This is a genomic window from bacterium, assembly GCA_035505375.1.
Classification (GTDB): Bacteria; Hydrothermota; Tepidihabitantia; order Tepidihabitantales; family Tepidihabitantaceae; genus UBA2258.
Genome location: DATJQV010000075.1, coordinates 121,416 through 143,831, shown reverse-complemented (window position 1 = coordinate 143,831; position 22,416 = coordinate 121,416). Strand labels below are relative to the sequence as shown.

The window sequence follows — 22,416 nt, the reverse complement described above, 5'->3', positions numbered from 1 at the left end:
CATTCTGGATTCTGGTCTCTGGACTCTGAATTGTCCGGGCCCCGGTTGTTACTTCTCTCGCCCGAACGTGAAGGCGATTGCCTTGTTCGGACAGTTGTCCGCGCAAACGCCGCAATTGATGCACTCGCTCGAGATAATCTTGCCGCGCGCCACCATCGGCTGGACTTCGAGGCTCATCGGGCATACGCGCGTGCACGTCCCGCAACCGGCGCACTTCGCGGAGTCGGCCTTCATGTGCAGCGTCGGAATGCGAAGGACACGACCGAGACTGCGACCGATGATCATGAACGGCGCCATCCAGCATTCGTAGTGGCAGAACGCGCGCCGGCCGATGACCAGTGCAGGCAGCAGGACCAGAAAGCCCAGGGTGGGAACATAAGTGACAATCCCCGGCAGGCTGCCCAGCGAGAACCCGTGCGTGGTCATGAAGAACGGGTCCACGCGCTTCAAGCCGAAGCGGGCAAAGGTGAAGACGAGGTTGCCGAGCCAGGGCACCCAGATGAAGAACTTCATCCAGTTCCAGCGCCCACCGGCAACACGCCGGTCGCGTGCGCGGAAACAAGCCTCCTGCATGCCGCCGCTCGGGCATGCCCAGCCGCACCACGCCCGGCCCAGCACGAACGCGGAGACGAACTGCAGGCCGAAGAGCAAGAGCGCGCCCGTAACGACGCCCTGAAACGCCCCGAAAGTCGAGATAGCCGGCGACAGATAATAGAACGTCACCGGGAACAGAAAGAAAGAGACGATTAAGAGCCCGCTGCGGACCCGCTGGCGGCGATTCATGGCGCTAAGACTAGAGATTTCTCCGCTCTGCGTCAAGCCGCGCCCAGACGGTGTGTCGCGAACCTGGCTTCAGCCGCCACGCTCGTTCACAGTTGTTGGCAATTCTGCATTCTGAATGCGTCCGGCGCGCTCCCTGATGGTTCGACCCCGACTCTCGGGCCTCACGATGCGTCGGCGGACAGAGGAACTCCGGAGGCAATTCTCCGAGCAATTCGGCGAGCAACGGCCTGAGCTACTCCGGGACCAACGCGGAGAGCAACCCGCGGAGCTACTCGGGCCGCAACGCTCCGACCAACCCGGAGAGGAACCGGTGGAGCAACGGGTAGACTAACCGGGGAAGCTAACCGGAGAGCAACCGGTAGACCAACCCGTCGAATTCCGGTGGAGGTTCATCCCAGAATTGCGGTGGAGGTAACCTCCCTGTCTACTGTCTACTGAATCCTGTCTACTATCCCCCGGGCGGGGGAATCGATTCGTGAGCTACAAGCCTAACGCCTGAGACCGCAAGCAGATAACCTCAAGGACCCGCTCCTGATGAATGATACGAATTCGTCTCATCCGCACGGACGTGAGTTCACGCCCGCCGATGGCTGCCTCTCGTCGGCTGTAACCTGTTGGCCACTATCGGCGATTCGCGCGCCCGCGCGTCAGGAATCACCTGCCACGTCGCCGGGACGTCCCGAAAATGGGTAGCGTCCCTATTATTGCCGGCTCTTGGTTTCTGGCCTTTTACTTGCATCAGATGTAACTGCCGCCGAAGCCTCCGGACGTGAGCCGTTAGCTGTTGGCCGTCCGACCCGCCGATTTGACATGGCCGCCCATGAATCTTACAATCACGCTATGAGGACCGGCGTCTTGCTGGTGGTCAGCGTCCTGCTGTCCGCTGGCTGCCTCGCTTCAATTGCCTCTGCCCAGACGAACTGGGCAAGAACCTACGGCGGGGCTATTGTTGACTTTGTCAGTTCGGTCCAACAGACTTCGGAGGGCGGGTATATCATAGCTGGGACCACTAATTCCTTCGGCGCTGGGGATGAGGATTTCTACCTCATCAAGACCAACGCTCAGGGCGATACACTTTGGACCAGAACCTACGGTGGGACAGGCAGAGAAGAAGGCTACTCAGTCGAGCAGACCAATGACGGCGGCTACATCATCACGGGCTTTACCGAATCCTTCGGTGCAGGTCGTGGTGACTGCTATCTCGTGAAGACCGACGCTCAGGGCGATACGCTCTGGACCAGAACCTACGGCGGGCCATGGCCTGAAATGGGCCTCTCGGTCCAACAGACCACTGATGGGGGCTATGTCCTCGCAGGCGTCACCCAGTCGTTCGGTGCGGGAGATAATGATGTCTATCTCATCAAAACGAATGCTCGAGGCGATACGCTCTGGACCAGAACCTATGGAGGATCGAATGCGGACGAGGGTTACGCTGTCCAGCAGACTACCGACGGTGGCTATGTCGTCTGTGCGCGAACCTATTCGTTTGGTGCAGGCGCTGATGATGTCTGGCTCATCAAAACTGACGCTCAAGGTGATACGCTTTGGACCAGAACCTACGGCGGGGGGAGCGTCGAACAGGGCCACTCGGTCCAGCAAACGTCGGATGGTGGCTACATCGTAGGCGGGAGGACGAGTTCGTTTGGCGCAGCTGCTGTCTATCTCATCAAGACCAACGCCCTTGGCGACACGCTTTGGACCAGGGTCTATGCCGACTCGGGCCAGGCAATGGGCTACTCGGCCCGACAGACCGCTGACGGCGGCTACATCGTCGCCGGCTTCACCCAGACCTTCTATGCTGCCAGGACTATTGATGTCTATCTCATCAAGACTGACGCTCAAGGCGATACGCTCTGGACCAGAACTTACGGCGGGGGAAGAAGCAACGAAAAGGGCTACTCCATCCAGCTGACTTCTGACGGCGGCTTCGTGGTCACAGGCTATACCAAGCCTTTCGATGCGGGCGCTGAATTCTACCTCATCAAGACCAATGGCGAGCTTGACGTTGGCCCGGCCGCGCTTCTGTCCCCGCCCGCAGTCGCGGACTCCGGCAACTCGTATTCACCGCGCGTGGTAGTCCGCAACTACGGCCTGACTTCGGGGTCGGTATTGCAGGTGACCATGACGATTGGCTCGGACTACTCCCAGACAGTGCAGGAAACACTGAACTCCGTACCGCAGGACACGTTAACGTTTCCGGCGTGGACTGCAGGTACTGTAGGTTCCCTTCCAGTGACGTGTTTCACATCGCTGGCGGGTGACCAAATACCGGCCAACGATACCATCAGGACCTCGATTCAGGTGAAAGGCCCGCCGAGGCATGATGTCGGGGCGGTCGCGATTCTTGCACCACCCGGCATACTGCGAGCCGGCGACACCGTGATGCCGAAGGTGAGAATCAAGAACTTCGGAAACACCGCCGAGCGACTCTTCGGCGTACAGTTTCGCATCGGTACGAGCTACAGCAAGACGGTGACTGTAACGCAGGCGCTCTCGCCTGACTCCACCATGGACCTGACATTCTCAGAATGGATAGCGCCGCCGGGCCAATGGGCGGTCAGTTGCTCGACGATGCTGGCGAATGACATGAATCGTGCCAACGACAAGGTCATCTCCTCGGTGCGGACGTTCCCGCAGTCGTTACAGGTTGGGCCGGACCAGTCTGACCAGCTCAAGGCCGGACAAGAGAAGACGTATAGGTTCTATGCTCTGGTTCAAGGCGACACCCTCACCCTCTCCCTCCCCCTTGTAGGGGGAGGGAACAGAAGGGAGGGGGATGCCGGAGGCATCGTGGAGCTGGCACGGCCATCTGCGCCGGCGGGCTGGGACGTTCGGCTCTGCAACGCGACCGGTGCGAACGACCTGACCGATACGGATGGTGACGGAATACCTGACCTTGGCTACGTAGCGCCGGGCGAGTCATGCTGGTTCTCGCTCGACGTGACGGCGCCCTCTGGTTTGATTGGCGACACGGCCTCGCTTGCTCAAAGGACATTCCTGATAGCCGGGCACCTGGGCAATGACACGCTTGTAGCTGACACAGCCGTCTTGAACCTGACCCTCGTGCCGGGCTTCTCCGTCCACAACTTCCCGAATCCATTCAGCACCAGCACCTCGTTTGTCATCGGCCTGCCGGACGATGGCAAAGTGAGTCTGACTGTTTACACGCGAGCAGGTGAGCGAGTGTGTCGGGTGCAGGCGACAAAGGACATGGCAGCCGGAGTTCATATCGTGCCGTGGGACGGAACCAATGACAATGGCCGGCACGTAGCGCCCGGCACGTACGAGTACGTGCTCGACTATGTGCACGGTGACAAGTCCGACCGCATCCACAAGAAACTGGTGGTGTCAGGGCAGTAACGAACGGGTTCCGGCAAGGCAGAACTCAATTCCGCCCGGCCAGTTGAGCGATACGTCGCAGTGCAGGCAGCCAGAACCCAAGGTCCGCGATTGACGCGGCTGCGCCTTCTCGCTGAGGGCATTCCGCTAAAGCTGTCGCTTGTGGTGCGGCGACGGTGCTGCCGCGAAGGGCGTTCAGCGACCTTTGAGCACGATATTTCTGACAAGCAATTGGCCGCCGAATCTCGCGCGGACCAGGTAGGATCCTGCCGGCAGCCGCCTTCCCCTTGAGTCCAGGGCAGGCCAGACCAGGAGCTGCTCGCCCGCGGCGCACCGGTCCGTCGAGAATGAGGCCAGGATGCGACCCGTTGCATCGGTGACGTGGATGACAACCGGACCCGGCTTCGGGCTGCTGAAATGGAAGGAGACCGGCCCGGACGTGACGGTCGGTTCCACCCGGAAACGCACGACCGGTAGCGGCTCGGCCCGACTCCTGACCCCGGCAGCCTCGTTCGATAAGAGGACGAGCGTGGTGTTCGGGCCGGTGGTGTGGTCCTGATGTCCGGCGACATATAGCCGGACGTCGCCGACGCCCGGAGACGGCGCGGTCCAGACGAAGCTGCACGTGTCGTAGCCGTAGGTCGGCATGTGCACGCCGTTCGATTCGGTCGGGACTGAGTAGGTTTCGGTGTAAAGGCCGGCCGAAATCACGCCCGCGGTCTGCGAGCCGGTCCCAATTCGGGCCGAGGCATTGAAGTTCCAGATCGCCGGGCCACTGTCGTGTCCCAGCCGGATTGTATAGGCTTGTCCGGGCACGTACTGCACGGGGAATCCGGTGACAGTCATGCTGCCGTCGAGGGTGCCGTGGCAGGAGCCCGCGCACGCCCCGAGCGTCCCGGGTGCTCCCGAGTAGCCTTCGTAGTCCGAGTAGGCGAGCGCGAGCGATGCCGCCAGAGCGATGGTCGCGCTCAGGCGTGCGAGTCCATGGGCCACCGGCATCGTGTGTGAGTGTATGCACGCCGCAGCGCAAGGCAAGCCCTCCATCGCATCCCCAGAACCGATATTGAAACCACGAAAGCACGCATCAAACCCGTGTTGCACTAACAGGAACGTGGGCGGGCGCGTGGCCTGCTGGCAAGAGCGCGGCGCGGCGTGTATCGTTCATCGTTGCATCGTACATCGTTATTCGTTCCCCGGAAGGAAAGAGTCCAGCGCCGGCAGGCGATGCGCCGTCCGACAGGGACCTCAGAGGTCAACGTTGTACAATCATCCGGGCCAACGTGGCAGGTCGAGACGATGATGACCGCCGACGGCGCCTTGGACATACCGGTGCATGGACTGTACGGACCTCGGGTGACGAAGTCCGAGTTGTGGAAGGAACGAGGTGAGCCAGGAGAGCCCGCAGTCCGGCCAAGGTGCCTTCCCTCCTTTCTGCACCAAGCCAGGAAATCCCCGCTCCGCAGCGACAATCCCGGGAAAGGAATTGACACAGCCTGCGTTTCCGGGCAAGATTCTAAAGTCCGCGTGGTGGCCATGTAGAGTGTCGAGTAAGGCATCTTCACAACCGTCCGCAAATGAAAGGAAGGTTTTCAGATGAGAACCGTAAGTGCTGTCCTTCTTGTCTTGCTCCTTGCGTCGTTCGGCCAGGCCCAGCAGAATTGGACCAAGACCTACGGAGGGCCGGAAGCGAACATCGGCGAGGCCGTCCGGCAAACATCGGACGGGGGCTACATCGCAACGGGATGGACGACTTCATCCGGTGGACACGATACTGCTGTGTACCTGATCAAGACCAAAGACACCGGGGATACCCTCTGGACCAGGACCTACGGAGGGTCGGGCGGTGATTTCGGCTACTCTGTTCAGCAGACCTCGGATGGGGGCTTCATCGTCGCGGGATACACCAACTCCTTTGGCGCAGACAGCAATGATGTCTACCTGATCAAGACAAATGCCTCCGGGGATACCCTTTGGACCAGAACCTATGGCGGGACGGGCGACGACGAGGGCTACTCCGTCCAGCAGACGTCGGACCGCGGCTACATCATCGCGGGATACACCTGGGCCGCCGGGCTACGCGAATATGACTTCTACCTTGTCAAGACGGATAGCTTCGGAGATACTCTCTGGACCAGGACATACGGAGGGAATGGCGATGATTACGGTTACTCCGTCCAGCAGACCTCGGACGGAGGCTATATCGTCGCGGGGTCCACGTCCTCCTTCGGAGCAGGTGAGGATGATGCTTACCTTGTCAAGACGAATGCCTCGGGGGATACCGTCTGGACCAGGACTTATGGAGGAAGCAGCGTTGAGTATGTCTACTCAGTCCAGCAGACTTCGGACGGAGGCTATGTCGTCGCGGGATCCACTAACTCCTATGGAGCAGGCAGAGATGACGTCTATCTCGTCAAGACCAGAGCTTCGGGGGATACCGCCTGGACCAGGACCTATGGAGGGAGTTCCTCGGATGGGGGTTACTGTGTCCAGCAGACCTCGGACCGCGGCTACATCGTCACAGGGTACACAAGCTCCTTCGGGGCGGGCGTCGAGGATGTCTACCTCGTCAAAACGGATAGCCTCGGGGACACCCTCTGGACCAGAACCTGGGGTACGACGGGCGACGATTGGAGCACCTCTGTCCGGCAAACCTCGGACGGCGGCTACATCGTCGCAGGGACCACGTCATCTGAGACCGACTGGTGTGATGTCTGGCTCATCAAGACGGATGCGAACGGACATGCGGGCGTGGCTGAGCCAGCCGTGAGCCGAGAGATGAGAGGCGCGACCAGAATCGTGGCCGTGCCAAACCCGTTCGTCTCTTCTACCAGAATTCCCGGACACGACGGCGACCGGTTCGAGGTCTACGACGCTTCCGGAAAGATGGTTGGAGCGTACCGGGGCAATCGAATCGGCGAAGGACTTTTGCCGGCGGTGTACTTCATCAGGTCGGGCGATGAACGTGGTGGTTCCCTGCGCGTTGTGAAGGCGAGATAGAGAACGCATCATCGAGGCTGCCGCCGATCGCGCGGCCCCGGAGACAAAGGACGGGGAATCCGGCGCGGCATGAGAAGATGGTAGGTCTGGTCGAGCCGATGCTGACAGCCGACGGCTTGCGGCCCATGTCTTACAGCCGCGACGCGGGAAGGCAGGACGGTGGGCTTGACCGAGCAGGCAAGGTGTCGCTCATGAGGATTTCGGACAGGGCCCGGAGCCGCGCGACGTCGCAGAGCTTGTCGCCCGGGAGAGACAGGCGAAGGGATACTGGGGAATACTGTGTCTAAGGTCTTCAAATGAAGTCCGTCGTATGTCTTCAGCCTTCCGCAAAAGGCGGATTGGCCCATAACAACACAGGGAGGTATACGTGAAGAGAGCAGCTCTGTACGCAGTCGCGGTCGCGCTTGCGGCGGTCGTCCTTGTCGGCTGCGCCAAGTCGAATGGCGACGAGAGCGCGACGATAACCAGCCTGCTTGCCGCGTCCGGCTACACCGACGACCCCCACGCCGTCAACTACGGCGCCAATGACACGACGCTCGAGCGGCCCGATTCGATGACGGGCACCGCCGCGTCCATCCAGTTCATACCACCCTTTGTCCGGTTCCGCCGTTACATCCCGGCCAGCGGCGTGCAGCGCAAGGTGGTGGTCCAAATACCCGCCGACTCCGGTGGTCCGGACAGCACCGCGCTGGCTACCATTACCTGGACCATCACCGGCGAACTCCGCACGTGTTTCGACACGACCACCCATCCCATCTATGTCTGGCGTAAGCCGTTTACCGACGTGGCAACCCGAAAGGTCTACCTTGAGAAGTACGACGGCAAGTGGCACATCGTGAAGCTGTCGCCGCTCGCAACCGCCACTCAGAATCCGGCCTATCACCTGAACATCACGAACATCCACGCTGTCAGCCGCATCTCCCACGACACGTTTGACCTTTCCACAACCGACACCATGCTCACCAAGTCCCAGTTGCCGTGGTTTGCGCCCCACGACACCGTCACGGTCGACGTCACAGTGCAGAGCGACGGTGATTCGAGCTGGGTGTTCCTCCATCACGGCCGACTCGGCGTGCCGCATATCTGGCGCCGGCCGATGTGGAAAACCGGCACATGGACATTCGAGCGAACCTGGCTTGTGAGCGACGAGACTTACAACCAACCGGTTGTGCGACCGAGCATCCACGACGCCATCGGTTGGGGCACGCTCTGGGGCGACTCCACGAAGCCGTATGTCGCAGCCGCATGGGGAATACCGTACATCGTAAGAACCCCGACCGACTCCACACCGGCAGACGAGTGACGCCGTGCGTTTGTCCGGCCGACTGACCTGACGCCAACGCGAACCAAGAAGGGGCGGGACGCCGACGTCCCGCCCCTCAAACTACGGGCTGCTGATTATCTCCGCACGACGAGCTTCTGTGTCGCGCGGAAGTCGCTAGCTGCAAACCGGCAGTAGTACACACCGGGCGCGACCATCCGGCCACGGTCATCGCACCCATTCCAGTACGCGCTCCGGTAACCGGCCGTCTGCGCTCCGCCGACCAGCCGCCGCACGAGCGTACCCGACACGCCGTAGATTCGCAGCTCAACCTGTGTCGGCCGCGGTAAGTCGTAGCGGATATGAGCGCCCGTGGCCAGCGGGTTCGGGTGCGGCTGGTGCAGAGCGAACACGAGCGGCAGGGCACCGTTCCCGGCCTGAGCAATGCCGGAGGACGATTTCACCACGACCGTGTCCATGGCGCGGTCGTTGGCATGGCTGGTGTCGGCGTCCAGCCGGGTCGAGCACCGAACAACGAACACTCCGACCGGACCGGCTATCCACTGCGTGAAGGCGACGGTGTCGGTCACGCCCGAAGCGATTGTCACCGTGGTGTCATGCGTGTAGAGCATGCCGATGCTGAACCGCACCGGGAAGGTCTCCTGGACACCGCCGAAGTTCTTCACCACCGCGGTCGGCACGACGGCCGTGCCCGAGTCGACCGTGTCTACCGGCTGGATAATACTCAGTAGTCCGACGTCGTGGGCCTGCGCCACGATGGTGAAGTTGGCGTCGCTCTTGTCCTCGACTCTGCCGCCGTCGCCATCCCAGGTAACGACCTTGACCCGGGCCTGCGTGGTCGGCGTGAACGGAACGGTCCAGGCGTATTGGAGCGGGGCCGGAGGAGTGGCGAACCAGGTCACGCCGGTCCAGCTCGCACCGCCGTCGGTCGAGTAGTAGATTGAATCGCTGACCCCATTGGCCGTCTGGGTCCAGGTGATGTTGTGGATCGTGCCGGCATCCCAACTCTCGCCGCCATTCGGTGCGGTCACACCCACGCTGGGCCCGACCGCGGTCCAGTTGAGCGCGTTCACCAATAGCCGGCACCACTGCCCGGTGGCAGTTGAACGCCAGTAGTCCAGTGGATAGAAACCCAGGGAGGCGGCACGCTGGCCCGCGCTGTCGAAGCAAGCGGCGACGCAGAAACTATCGGTGTATTCGGCCAGGCTCACGCAGTTAGCGCTGCGCAGCGTACCGGGAGTGTTGCCCGCGCGCCAGTCGCTCAAATAGAGGGCCGTCACGTCCGACATTATCGGGTGGAGCGGCTGGTGGATGGTGCCCATCGTGCCGGGAGCCAGGACGTCGTTCTGAAGAGTGAAGGGCGCATACGTCGAGCGCCATGCTCCCGTGATCTCAGATCCATGGTCGGATGCGAACGGTGCTTCCACAACGCCGCCGCCCAGTTGAATGAACCGGGCGAGGCTGTCGCCGAACGCGGCCGAATCCGCGGGAGAGTAGTTTGTGAACGCCAGTATCGCCCGACAGCCGCTGTTGTACCAGTCCGTGGCCGGGAAAGTGGCATGCGTGGCGATGTTGTATGTGTCAACCGCTGTGAACTTCCCGCCGGATGAGTCCGCCAGCATCTGCCCCAGACTGTCAACATCGTAGAAGTACGGGTCGGCGAAGCAAATCATGACCGTGTAACCGCTCTTCCTGCACATCACGCCGCGCGTGTCGATGCTTATCGTCCCGCTGGCCGAGAGGGTTCGGTCAGGGTTGAACCGCTTGAAGGTGTTGGAGGCGTACCCCGCCCAGGAAACGTAGTAGTACTGGCCGTCCCAGGCGACTTGGGCCGGGGATGCGGTGCCGGCGCCCACGTCCCACGTGGCGTCCGGCGTTAGCGAACCGCCGGTGAACTTCGAGCAGGCGTAACCTTTGAGGATCGTGTCGGAACCGGTCCCGCACCAGACAGTGTCGTTTGCTACCGAGAATTCGTAGTACGCCGGAGTAATGTCGAGGGCCGTGGAATCAACCAGGGTCCCGGTGAACGTGTACTTATACACGACGTTGCTGACCGGGACGTAAAGGTTGTCACCGTCGGTCGCGCAGTTCCAGTATCCGTTGGCGATTGTGTAATCGGTGTACGTCCCGTCATCCGTTTTGGTCCGCCGCAGGTTGGTGTTGTAGACCTCGTAGGCATAGACGCCCGCCGTGTCCATACAGGCCACCGTTTGGCTATTCTGCCACGCAAACGCCGGCCGGCAGTCGGCCGGAGTCGGATTCGGGGCCTGTGACTTGGGGCACCCGTAGAGGATATCGGTCACGTTGTACTGCTTGAAGTAGAGCGAGTCGGTGCCGACGTCTTCCTGTGACCCTTCCGGCAGCGGGTTCCCATGTCGGTCGTAGAACCTGTCCCATTGAACAACAGTACGCGCTGGTTCTACGACCACCGCCTGCCCTGCGGGCCTCGGAGCAGACTGAATGGCTGTGCTTAAAACCGGCTTTGCGATCAGGCCGGTCGCGAGCGGAGTCAAGGCGAGCACCGAGACAAGAAACACGGGCATTCTGCGCATACATCCTCCCTGCTGGACTGGGGGCGGAACTCATCTCGCGGCGTCCGGTCGGCCTCCCGTTGCGGCCGGATGTCGGCTGCGGGCCGGTGACAGACAATTCCGACCACCGCGCTCGCGCGAGACCGCCTCATTAAACACGCGCCTCCATACGCTGTCAAGCAAAGCCAGCCCCGCCATAGCGACTGCGTCGCAGCTCAAGCACAAGCTCAAGCCGCTGTCCGTGAACCGTACACCGTGGACCGAGTACCGCTCCCTTCTTATCAACGCCGCCATGACGGTCAGGGGCGGCCCGGAGGCCGCCCCGACCTGTATCCTGTCTACTGTCTACCGTCTGCTGTCTACTTCCCTACTATCTCCCACGACCAGTTTCTGCCCGGCCCGGAAGTCGCCGGTCGTGAACCGGCAGTAGTACACGCCGGGCGCGACCATCCGGCCACGGTCATCGCACCCGTTCCAGTTGGCGCTCCGGTAACCGGCCGTCTGCGCTCCGCCGACCAGCCGCCGCACGAGCGTACCCGACACGCCGTAGATGTTCAGCTCGACGTGCGCCGACCGCGGCAGGTCGTAGCGGATTTGCGCCCCCGACGTTGACGGGTTCGGCCGGGGCTGATGCAGCGCGAACACTCGCGGCAATGCACTGCTCTTGGACTGCTCGATGCCGGGCGGCGGCGGCACGACAACGACCATGCCCGCTGTATAGTCGTTGTCACTGTTCTGGTCTGAATCCAGGCGTGTTGAGCAACGGACCGCGTGCGCGCCGACCGGACCGGCCACCCACTGGAGGAAGGCGACGGTGTCGGTCATGCCGGGGTCGATTGTAACCGATGTGTCGGCTGTGTAGAAACCGCCGATGCTGAACCGGAGCGGGAAGGTCTCCTGCACTTGGCCGAAGTTCTTCACCGCCGCAGTCGGCACCACGGTCGTACCGGAGTCCACCGTGTCCACCGGCTGGATAACCTGCAGGACACTGACATCGTGGACCAGCGCCGCGATAGTGAAGTCGGAGTCGCTCGCGTCCTCGACTCTGACGCCGGCGGTGTCCCAGGTCACTACCTTCACCCGCGCCTGCGAGGTCAGCGTGGACGGAACGGTCCAGACATGCTGGAGTGGTGCCGGCGGCGGGTCATAGTAGGCCACGCCGGTCCAGCTCGCGCCGGCGTCGGTCGAGTAGTAGATCGAGTCCTTGATGCCATTGCTGGTCTGGCTCCACGCGATGTTGTGGACCGAACCGGTCACCCAGTTCTCGCCGCCATTCGGCACGGTCACATTCGCGTCGAGAACCGGATTGCCCATCCAAATCAGGGCGTTGACGAGCTGGGTGAGCCACTGGCCGGTCCCGCCCGGGTTGTAGTTCGGGTGGTAGCCGAGGAACACGGTGCGCCTGCCGCCGGAATCGAACGCAGCACACTCGATGTAGGAATTGGTGACGTCCCAGTTCGCAAGCCGCACGGAGTATGTCGGAGAGCGAACGTCCATCGTGTAGGGCTCGCACGTGAAGTTGCCGATTGCCGTGACCCCGTTCATTATCGGGTGTAGCGAATCAAGGATGGTAATTGAAGGACAGTGGACGTTGTCATAGGTCACGGTCGGCACCGGCATGTACTGGTCCTTGTACCGGCCGCCGATACACCAGTCGCCACCGGCGCATGTCGTATAGGTCATATTCAGCGCCCCACCACCCAGGTCAACGAACGCCGCCAGGCTGTCGCCGAATATGTCGCCGCTGCCCCAGAGGTAGTTGCCGCCAAAGGTTATTATCACCCGGTAGCCCTGCTGGTAGAGAGCATACGCCGGCAGGGGCCCGTTGCGCGCGGCGAAGTAGTCGACCGAGGTTATCTGGCCGCCCGAAGCGCTCACGATTTGGGCCTGAAGGGTAGGATTGTCGCCCTCGGTCCCGGCGAACAGCACCTTGAACGACGCGCTCTTCCTGCACATCACGGCGCGCGGGTCGATGCTTACCGTGCCGGTCGAATAGAGCGTCCGGTCGGCGTAGAACCGCTTCAACGTAGCGTTGGTCGTGCCGATCCAGGTCAGATAGAAGTAGTAACCGTCCCACGTAACCGGGCCGACGCTGGAGTTACCGGAGCCGACGTCCCACGTGGCATCGTAGTTGATGCTGTCGCCGGCAAACCGGGAGCAGGCGTAGCCGTAAAGAGTCACGGGACTGGACCGATTGTTGGTGAACCAGACCGTGTCCCGGCAGCAGGATATCGAGTATGCGTCACAGCTCACGTCAGTTGTGGTCGAGTCGACGAAGGTCCCGGTCATCGTGTACTTGTCGATGGTCTTGCTGCTGGCGCCGCGCGGCCGGTAAATGTACTGGCCGTCGGTCGCGCAGCCAATCCCGCCCGTGTATGCAAGGGTGTAGGTCATCATTGAACCGTCAACCGTGCTGTACCGGTACAGGCTGGTGCCGCCTACCTCATAGACATAGTCGCCGGTCGGGTCCATGCACGTGGTGGACTGCTGGTCGTGGAACGCCATCGCCGTCCGATTGGTCGGAGACGGATTCTGGACCTTCGGCGACGACTTCAGGTGGGCAGAGTCGTTGTAGTCTTTCCAGTAGAGCGATTCGGCGCCAACCGCCTCTCCCCGGCCGCCGGACAGCATTTTCCCGGACCGGTCGTAGAACTTGTCCCAGTGAATGGTCGTCGGACCCGCGTTCCCGGGAAGCGCGGCCCACGCCGCAGACGCCGGGTTTGGCGCGGGGGTCGACCGAGCAAGCGGGCTGGCGCCCGCCGCGGTGAGACTATTGTTGCTGGCGAATCCGGCCGTGGCCAACATCGCGGCACTGAATACCAGAACTATCACAACTCTGGGCATCTTCCCTCTCTGATTAGCCGGAGGCGGGATTCTTTGCGCGACGCCCGGTCGGCCTCCTGTTGCGGCCGGATGTCGGCTGCGAACCGGTGGCAGACAATTCCGATCACCGCGTTCGTCCAAGGCCGCCTCATTAAACACCCGCGTCCATACGCTGTCAAGCAAAGCCAGCCCCGCCATAGCGACCGCGTCGCATCTCAAGCACAAGCTCAAGCCTCAGGCCTTCATCCGTGAACCGTACACCGCTCCCTTCTTATCAACGCCGCCATGACGGTCAGGGGCGGCCCGAAGCCCGCCCCGACCTGTATCCTGTCTACTGTCTACGGTCTGCTGTCTACTCCCTACTATCTCCGCACGACGAGCTTCTGTGTCGCGCGGAAGTCGCTTACTGCAAACCGGCAGTAGTAAACGCCGGGCGCGACCATCCGGCCACGGTCATCGCACCCGTTCCAGTACGTGCTCCGGTAACCGGCCGTCTGCGCTCCGCCGACCAGCCGCCGCACGAGCGTACCCGACACGTCGTAGATCCTGAGCTCGACCTGCGTTGGGCACGGCAGGTCGTATCGAATTAGCGCACTCGACGCCAGCGGGTTAGGGTACGGCTGGTGCAGGGCGAACGCCCGAGGCAAAGCGTTGTTCTTCGACTGCTCAATGCCGCCTGACGGCTTCACCACAACCGTGTCCGTGGCCCGGTCGTTGGCATTGTTTACGTCCGACCCCAGCCGGGTCGAACAGCGGACCTCGAACGTGCCGACCGGACCGGCCACCCACTGGGGGAAGGCGACGGTGTCGGTCACGCCCGAGCCGACTGTCACCGTCGTGTCGTGCGTGTAGCTGCCACCGATGCTGAATCGCACCGGGAAAGTCTCTTGTACGCCGCCGAAGTTCTTCACCACCGCAGTCGGCACGACGACCATGCCCGAGTCAACCGTGTCTACCGGCTGGATTATCTGGGTCACGCCGACGTCGTGGGACGGCACCACGATGGTGAAGTCGGCGTCGCTCTTGTCCTCGACTCTGCCGCCGTCGCCATCCCAGGTCACAACCTTGACCCGGGCCTGCGTGGTCGGCGCGAACGGAACGGTCCAGGCGTACTGGAGCGGCGTCGGCGGAGTGGCGCACCAGGCTACGCCGGTCCAGCTCGCACCGCCATCGGTCGAGTAGTAGATTGAATCACTGGCTCCGTTGGCGGTCTGGGTCCAGGTAATGTTGTGGACCGTGCCGGCATACAGGCTCTCGCCGCCGTTCGGCGCGGTTACGCCCACGCTGGGCCCGACTGCAGCCCAGTTGAGCGCGTTCACCATCAGCCGGCACCACTGACCGGCGGCCGTATCCTGCCAGTACGTCAGCGGGAACATGCCCAGGGAGGCGGCACGCTGGCCGGCGCTGTCGAAATATGCCACGAGGCAGTGGCTATCCGTGTACTCAGCCAGGCCGACGCAGCTGGTGCTGCGCAGGGTGCCGGGTGTATTGCCGGTGCGGAAGTTGTCCATGGTGATTGCCGACACACCCGATATCACCGGGTGGAGCGGTTGGTGGATCGTGCCCATCGTGCCGGGAGTGAGGGAGGCGCTCTGGACGGTGAAAGGCGCATACGTGGAGCGCCAATTCCCGGCGATTTGATAGCCGGAGGCATCCGCGAATGTGGCCTCCACAACGCCGCCGCCCAGTTGAATGAATCGGGCGAGGCTGTCGCCCAGCGTGGCCGCATCTTCGGGAGAGTAGTCTGTGAACGTCAGTATCGCCCGATAGCCGAGGTCATACCAGTCCGTGGCCGGAAACGTGGCGTGTCCACCGGTGCCGATGAAGTAGGTGTCGACCGCCGCGAACCTCCCGCCGGATGAATCCTCAAGCATCTGACCCAGTCCGCCGACGTATGAGGGGTTTCCCGAGCCGTGGCAGATCATGACTCCGTAGCCAACCGTCTTGCACATCACACTCCGGGCGTCGGCGTGCACCGTGCCGGTCGAGTGGAGTGTACGGTCTTTGTAGAAGCACAGGAGCGTATCCTTGGCGTAGCCGCCCCAGGTCATGAAGTAATACTGGCCGTCGAAGGTCAAGGACATCGCATCACCCGAGCCGCCAATCGTGGGCCACGTCGCGTCGTGGGTGATACTGCCGCCGACGAACTTGGCGCAGGCATAGCCGTACCAGGTCGTGCCCGCGCTGGACGGGGTAAGCCACACCGTGTCGTTGGCCACACCAAAGCCGAAGGTGCTGGCGGCGACCCAGCACGAGTCGTCGGTCGTGGTAGCGCTCACCAGGGCTCCGTCAAGTGTGTACTTGCGCGTCGTGGTACCCTTCGGGACGTAAACGTAGTGACCGTCGGTGCCGCACGCGCCGCCGCTTGCATCGGCGAGGGCAAAGGTATCCACCGCGCCGGTAGTCAGATTGGTGCGCAGCATGGTCAAGGCGTACACCTCAAAGACGTAGTGGCCGTCCGGGGTCATGCACGGTATGGTCTGCTCGTTCTGCCAGGCTAACGCCGTTGAGTCGCCCGGGGTCACGCTATCCGCCTTGGGTGATGAATAGAGGTATGTGGTGCTGCTGTACAGCTTCCAGTAGAGCGAGTCCGTGCTGACGTTCCTCGGCAGGCCGGCGGGCAGCGGGCCGCCGGGCCGGTCGTAGAACCTGTCCCAGTGAACAACCGGACGCTCACCTCCCGCGACCACGCCGTGCATCACGGACGTCGGATTAGGCTGAATGGCCGTGCTTGAAACCGGCCTTGCGGTCAACCCGGTCGTTGCCGCGAACCCGACGGCAGCGAGCACTGCCACAAGGAACATCCTCACTCTGAGCATATATCCTCCCCGATGACCGGAGGCGGAACTCCTCTTGCGGCGTCCGGCCGGCCTCCTGTTGCGGCCGGATGTCGGCTGCGAGCCGGTAGCAGACGATTCCTACCGCTGCGCTCGTGCAAAGCCGCCTCATTAAACACCCAGCACGACAAGCTGTCAAGCAAAGCCAGCCCCGCCATGGCGACTGCGTCGCAGCTCAAGCACAAGCTCAAGCCTCAGGCCGCTATCCGTGAACCGTACACCGTGGACCGTGCACCGCTCCCTTCTTATCAACGCCGCCATGACGGTCAGGGGCGGCCCGCAGGCCGCCCCGACCTGTATCCTGTCTACTGCCTACTGAATGCTGTCTGCTTACCGCCGCACGGCCAGCTTCTGTGTCGCGCGGAAGTCGCCGGCCGTGAACCGGCAGTAGTACACACCAGGCGCGACCGTCCGGCCGCGGCTGTCGGTCCCGTTCCAGTACGCGCTCCGGTAACCGGCGGTCTGCGCTCCGCCCGCCAGCCGCCGCACGAGCGTACCCGACACGTCGTAGATCCTCAGCTCGACCTGCGTTGGGCGCGGCAGGTCATAACGGATTTGTGCACCCGACGCCAGCGGGTTGGGGTGCGGCTGATGCAGCGCGAACACCAGCGGCAAGGCGCTGTTCCGAGGCTGTTCGAGTGCCATCGGCGGCGCGATCGTGAAGTCGGCGTCGCTTGCGTCCTCGACCCTGCCGCCGTCCGCGTCCCGAGTCACAACCTTGACCCGAGCCTGTGTGCTCGGTGTATTCGGGACTGTCCAGGCATACTGGAGCGGGCTCGGCGGTGCGGCGAACCAAGTCACACCAATCCAGGATGAACCGCCATCGGTCGAGTAGTAAATCGAGTCGCTGACGCCGTTGGCGGTCTGGGTCCAGGTGATGTTGTGGACCGTGCCGGCATCCCAGGTCTCGCCGCCGTTCGGCGCCGTCACGCCCACGCTGGGCCCGACCGCAGTCCAGTTGAGCGCGTTCACCATCAGCCGACACCACTGGCCGGAAGCCGACGAGAGCCAGTACACCTCCGGGTTTGTGCCAAGGGAGACGGCCCGCTGGCCCGCGCTGTCAAAGCAGGTGGCGACACAGTTGTTGTCCGTGTACTCCGCCAGGCTCACGCAGTTGGCGCTACGCAGCGTGCCGGGCTTGTTGCCAGTGCGGAAGCTGCCGACCGTCAGTGCGGAGACTCCCGTCATTATCGGGTGTAGCGGTTGATGTACCGTGCCCATGGACCCGGCAGAGTAGGACGTGCTCTCGATGCTGAATGGAGCATACACGGAACGCCACTCACCCCGGACGTCGTTTTTGGGCTGGTCCGCAAATACGGCCTCAACCACGCCGCCGCCGAGCTGTATGAACCGCGCGAGGGAATCGCCCAGCGCGATGGAATCCTGGGGATTGTCGTCGGTGAACACCAGTATCGCCCGATAGCCACCGTCATACCACTCGGTCGCCGGGAACGTGGCGTGGGCTCCTAAGCTAATGTCGTACGTGTCGACCGCTGCGAACTTCCCGCCGCAGGAGTCGAGGAGCATCTGACGCAGACTCGCCAGATAGGAAGGATGCCACGAGCCATGGCAGACCTTCACCCCGTAGCTACCCCGCTTGCACATCACGCCCCGCGTGTCGATGCTGATCATCCCGCTGGCCGAGAGGGTCCGGTCGGCGTTGAACCGCTTGAAGGTATTTGACGTCTGCCCGTCCCAGGATACGTAGTAGTAGCGGCCATCCCACCCCACCAGCGCCGGAGTATTGGTGCCGGCACCGACGTTCCAGGTCGCGTCGGTCGTTATCGAACCGCCGCTGAACTTCGAGCAGGCGTAGCCATGCAGTATGCTGTCTCCGGGGGCGCACCAGACGGTGTCGTTCGCCACCGAGAACTCGTACCATGTCGGAGTAACGTCGAGCAGTGTCGAGCTCACCAACGTGCCGGTCAGCGTGTACTTGAAGACTGTATCGCCGACCGGTGCATAGACGTAGCTGCCATCAGTGCCGCACGCCCAGTAACCGTGTCCGATAGTATAGTCCGTGTGGCTGCCGTCAGCCGTGCTGGTCCGGCGCAGCGTGGTGCTGTACACCTCGTAGCAGTAGTTGCCGAACGGGTCCATCCCGACCGAGGTCTGGTTGAGCTGCCATGCGAACGCCGGCCCGCAGCTCTCCGGGGTTGGATTCGGGACCTCCGACTTAGGGCTACCCAACAGGGCCGTCAGCGAGTAGTAGTTCTTGAAGTAGAGCGAGTCGGTGCCGACGTTCTCCTGCGGCCCACCCGGCAGCGGGTTGCCGTGTCGGTCGTAGGACCTTTCCCAGTGAACAACTGCGCGCGCGGGTGCTGAGGCCAATGCCTGCCTTGCGGCCTGGCAGGTCGGGCCAGTGGTAGACTGAACTGAAGCTTCCGAAACCGGGTTCGCGGTCAGTCCGGTCGTAGCCGCCAACCCGGTCGGGGCGAGCGTCACGACTAGTAGCATCAGAGCTATCACCGTCTTGGGCATTCTTCCTCCTTGGCGAACCGAACTGGAGGCGACAACGCCTGTGCGACGTCCGGTCGGCCTCCTCTTGCAGCCGGACGCCGGCTGCAGACCAGCGGTGGCCAATCTCGACCACCGAGCTCGTGCGAGCGTGTCTCATTAAACACTCGCGTCCCTATGCTGTCAAGCCAGACCAGTCGGTGATTCGGGCTCTGCACGCCTCGCGCGGCCGGTGTCAAACCAAGGGGCGAGCCGAAGCTCGCCCCGACCGTTGTGCTGTATCCTGTCTACTGTCTGCTGTCTACACGCCCGCTATCTCCGCACGACCAGCTTCTGTGTCGCATGAGAGTCGCCGGCCGTGAACCGGCAGTAGTACACGCCGGGCGCGATGGCACGGCCGCGACTGTCGGTCCCGTTCCAGTACGCGCTCCGGTAACCGGCGGTCTGCGCTCCGCGCACGAGCCGCCGCACCAGCGCGCCGGACACATCGTAGATGCTCAGCTCGACCTGCGCCGGTCGCGGCAGGTCGTAGCGGACTGTTGCGCCTGACGTTGCCGGGTTCGGCTGGGGCTGATGCAGCGCGAACACCAGCGGCAAGGCGCTGTTCCGAGGCTGTTCGACTGCCATCGGCGGCGCGATCGTGAAGTCGGCGTCGCTTGCGTCCTCGACCCTGCCGCCGTCCGAATTCCAGGTCACAAGCTTCACCTGGGCCTGCTTGGTGGTATCGTTGGGAACGGTCCAGGCGTATTGGAGCGGACTCGGCGGAGCGGCGAACCAGGTCACGCCGGTCCAGCTCGCACCGCCGTCGGTCGAGTAGTAGATAGAATCACTGACGCCGTTGGCGGTCTGGGTCCAGGTGATATTGTGGACCGAGCCGACATCCCAGGTCTCGCCGCCATTCGGCGCGGTCACGCCCACGCTGGGCCCGACCGCAACCCAGTCAAGTGCGTTCACCATCAGCCTGCACCACTGGCCGGTGGTGGGCGTGATCCAGTAATCCATGGGGTCCATGCCGATCGAGAGCGCACGCTGACCCGCGCTATCGAAGCACGCGGCAAGGCATATGTTGCCGTCAGTATACTCGGAGAGACAGACTGAATGCTGGCCGCGCAGAGTGCTGTCGGTGTTGCCGCTGCGGTAGTCGCCTACACTGAGCGCGGACACGCCGAGCATGACCGGATGGAGCGGCTGGTGCACCGTTCCCATGGTGCCCGAAGAGAAGGACGCGCTCTGCACTGTGAATGGGGCGTACATCAAGCGCCAGTTACCGGTTATCTGCCAGTTCGTGCAGTCCGAGAATGTGGCCTCAACAACGCCACCGCCCAGTTGGATGAACCGTGCCATGCTGTCGCCCAGACCGGACGGATCCGTAGGGGTCTGGTCGGTGAAAGTCATTATCGCGCGGTAGCCGTGGTTGTACCAATCAGTAGCCGGGAACGCGTCATGCCCGCTGGTGCCGATGTGGTACGTGTCAGCCGCCGCGAACTTGCCACCGGAGGAGTCCACGAGCATCAGGCTGAAACTCGCGACGTGATCCGGATAGGAGGTGGCCTCGCAGAGCATCACTGGGTAGCTCCCCGCCTTGCACATGACGCTGCGAGCGTCGCCGGTTACCGTACCGGTCGAGTAGAGCGTGCGGTCGCGGTAGAAGCGCAGGAGCGTATCAGCGGGGTGGCCGCCCCAGCACATGTAGTAGTATTGTCCGTCCCAAGTCACGGTCATCGCAGTCACAGCGCCGCCAACAGTGGACCACATCGCATCGTGGGTAATGCTGCCGCCAGTGAACTTCGAGCACGCATAGCCGTACCAGGTCTTGCCCGTATCCACTGGTGTCAGCCACACCGTGTCGTTGGCTACGCCAAAGCCGAAGGTGCTGGCAAGTAACACCGGTGCGTAATCAGTAGTGGTCGTGCTGATGAGCGAGCCGGTCAAATTGTACTTGCGTGTCATCGTGCCCTTCGGGACGTAGACATACTGGCCGTCGGTTCCGCACGCGCCGCCGCTGGAGTCGGCAAGGGCGTAATTGATTACCTCGCCGGTAGCGAGATTGGTCCGGCGCATGTTGTTGGCGTAGACCTCGAACATGTACAGCCCGTCCGGGGTCATGCAGGATATCGTCTGGCTGTTCTGCCAGGCAAACGGCGAGGCCTGGGCCGCGGTTACTTCCTGCGCCTTGGGCGACGAGTAGAGGTTAGTCGTGCTGGAATTCAGCTTCCAGTAGAGCGAATCCTGCGCCGTCGACCGCGCTCCCTGCACCGAGCACATCACCCCGCGCGAGTCGATGCTCACGGTGCCGCTCGAGTAGAGTGTCCGGTCCGCATAGAATCTCTTGAACGTGATGGGCCTCGTGCCAATCCAGGGGAGGTAGTAGTAGACGCCGTCCCAGGCGACATTGCCCACTCCGTCGGTGCCGGTGCCGACGTTCCAGGTGGCGTCGTGCGTGATGCTGCCGCCGGTGAACTTCGAGCAGGCATAGCCGTAGAGGGTCACTCCGTTGTACCGGTCGTTGGTGAACCAGACCGTATCCCGGCAGCAGGATATCGAGTAAGCATCGCAGGTGTAGTCCGTGGTGGTTGAGCTGACGTAGTTCCCGTTCATCGTGTACTTGTACATGGTCGTGCCGTTCGGACAGTAAATGTACTGGCCGTCGGTCGCGCATCCGGATCCACCGCTATCTGCCAGGGTGTATGTCGTCATCGAACCGTCAACCGTGCTGAACCGATACAGTGTGTCCCCATCTGCCTCGTAGACATAGTTGCCGACCGGGTCCATGCACACCGTGGACTGACCGTCCGGGAACGACATGGCTGAACGGTTGGCCGGGGAAGGACTAGCGACCTTCGCCGACGACTTCAGATAGATGGAGCTGTTAAGGTCCTTCCAGTAGAGCGAGTCTGGGCTGACGTCCTCCGGCGCGCCCGCCGGCAGTGGGTTGCCGTGCCGGTCATAGAACTTGTCCCAGTGGATGAGTGTGGTGTTGGCGATGGAAAGGGCCGGAGCGTGCGCCTGCACCACCGGGATCGGCTTCGGGATCGGCCGAATGACCGGGCTCCGATTGGGCATTCCGGCTGTGCCGGTCGCGGTGTTCGCGAGGCCTGCTGTTGCCAGCATCGCCATTGAGAGCATGATAGCCATCACAGTCTTGCGCATCTTTCCTCCTCATAGAGAACCAGTTGGAGGCTTCATCGCTTATGTGGCGTCCGACCGGCCTCCCCTTGCAGCCGGACGTCGGCTTCGAGCTCGCACGGCCATCTCAACCACCGGGCTCGTGTCCGACCTTCTGATTAGACACGATTCTCCCTCACGTGTCAAGCTCAGCCACCTTTTATGATGTGGACACTGCCCGTTTTCCGCGGCCAGCGGCCGC

Annotated in this window: 10 protein-coding genes; 3 read left to right on the top strand and 7 right to left on the bottom strand. The window is 62.6% G+C overall.

Going from position 1 to position 22,416, the window contains the following annotated elements; all coding sequences use genetic code 11:
* Nucleotides 1-48: 48 nt before the first annotated feature.
* Nucleotides 49-783, bottom strand: coding sequence for a 4Fe-4S binding protein (locus VMH22_12150; GenBank protein ID HTW92445.1), 735 nt, complete (start codon nt 781-783; stop codon nt 49-51).
* 840 nt (nt 784-1,623) lie between these two features.
* On the opposite strand from VMH22_12150, the gene VMH22_12145 reads away from it, so the two are divergent.
* Nucleotides 1,624-4,143, top strand: a complete 2,520-nt coding sequence (locus VMH22_12145) for a FlgD immunoglobulin-like domain containing protein (protein HTW92444.1) — start codon at nt 1,624-1,626, stop codon at nt 4,141-4,143.
* 174 nt (nt 4,144-4,317) lie between these two features.
* Here the strand turns inward: VMH22_12145 and VMH22_12140 are convergent, their stop codons facing one another.
* On the bottom strand, nt 4,318-5,121 hold the full coding sequence (locus VMH22_12140; GenBank protein HTW92443.1) for a hypothetical protein: 804 nt from the start codon (nt 5,119-5,121) through the stop codon (nt 4,318-4,320).
* Between the two features lie 594 nt (nt 5,122-5,715).
* On the opposite strand from VMH22_12140, the gene VMH22_12135 reads away from it, so the two are divergent.
* Nucleotides 5,716-7,119 carry a hypothetical protein gene (locus tag VMH22_12135; protein HTW92442.1) on the top strand — a complete coding sequence of 468 codons (1,404 nt, stop codon included), beginning with the start codon at nt 5,716-5,718 and terminating at the stop codon, nt 7,117-7,119.
* Between the two features lie 367 nt (nt 7,120-7,486).
* On the top strand, nt 7,487-8,422 hold the full coding sequence (locus VMH22_12130) for a hypothetical protein (protein HTW92441.1): 936 nt from the start codon (nt 7,487-7,489) through the stop codon (nt 8,420-8,422).
* A gap of 95 nt (nt 8,423-8,517) precedes the next feature.
* Here the strand turns inward: VMH22_12130 and VMH22_12125 are convergent, their stop codons facing one another.
* The 5 genes from VMH22_12125 to VMH22_12105 all read right to left on the bottom strand — a co-directional run bounded on the left by VMH22_12125 (nt 8,518) and on the right by VMH22_12105 (nt 22,199).
* On the bottom strand, nt 8,518-10,953 hold the full coding sequence (locus VMH22_12125) for a FlgD immunoglobulin-like domain containing protein (protein HTW92440.1): 2,436 nt from the start codon (nt 10,951-10,953) through the stop codon (nt 8,518-8,520).
* A gap of 324 nt (nt 10,954-11,277) precedes the next feature.
* Nucleotides 11,278-13,776, bottom strand: a complete 2,499-nt coding sequence (locus VMH22_12120) for a FlgD immunoglobulin-like domain containing protein (protein HTW92439.1) — start codon at nt 13,774-13,776, stop codon at nt 11,278-11,280.
* A gap of 341 nt (nt 13,777-14,117) precedes the next feature.
* Complete coding sequence (locus VMH22_12115) at nt 14,118-16,574, bottom strand: FlgD immunoglobulin-like domain containing protein (protein HTW92438.1); 2,457 nt, start codon at nt 16,572-16,574, stop codon at nt 14,118-14,120.
* Between the two features lie 348 nt (nt 16,575-16,922).
* Complete coding sequence (locus tag VMH22_12110) at nt 16,923-19,073, bottom strand: FlgD immunoglobulin-like domain containing protein (GenBank protein HTW92437.1); 2,151 nt, start codon at nt 19,071-19,073, stop codon at nt 16,923-16,925.
* Nucleotides 19,074-19,361: 288 nt separating this feature from the next.
* Nucleotides 19,362-22,199 (bottom strand): FlgD immunoglobulin-like domain containing protein, encoded by a 2,838-nt coding sequence (locus VMH22_12105; GenBank protein HTW92436.1) that lies wholly within the window; start codon nt 22,197-22,199, stop codon nt 19,362-19,364.
* Nucleotides 22,200-22,416: the final 217 nt, after the last annotated feature.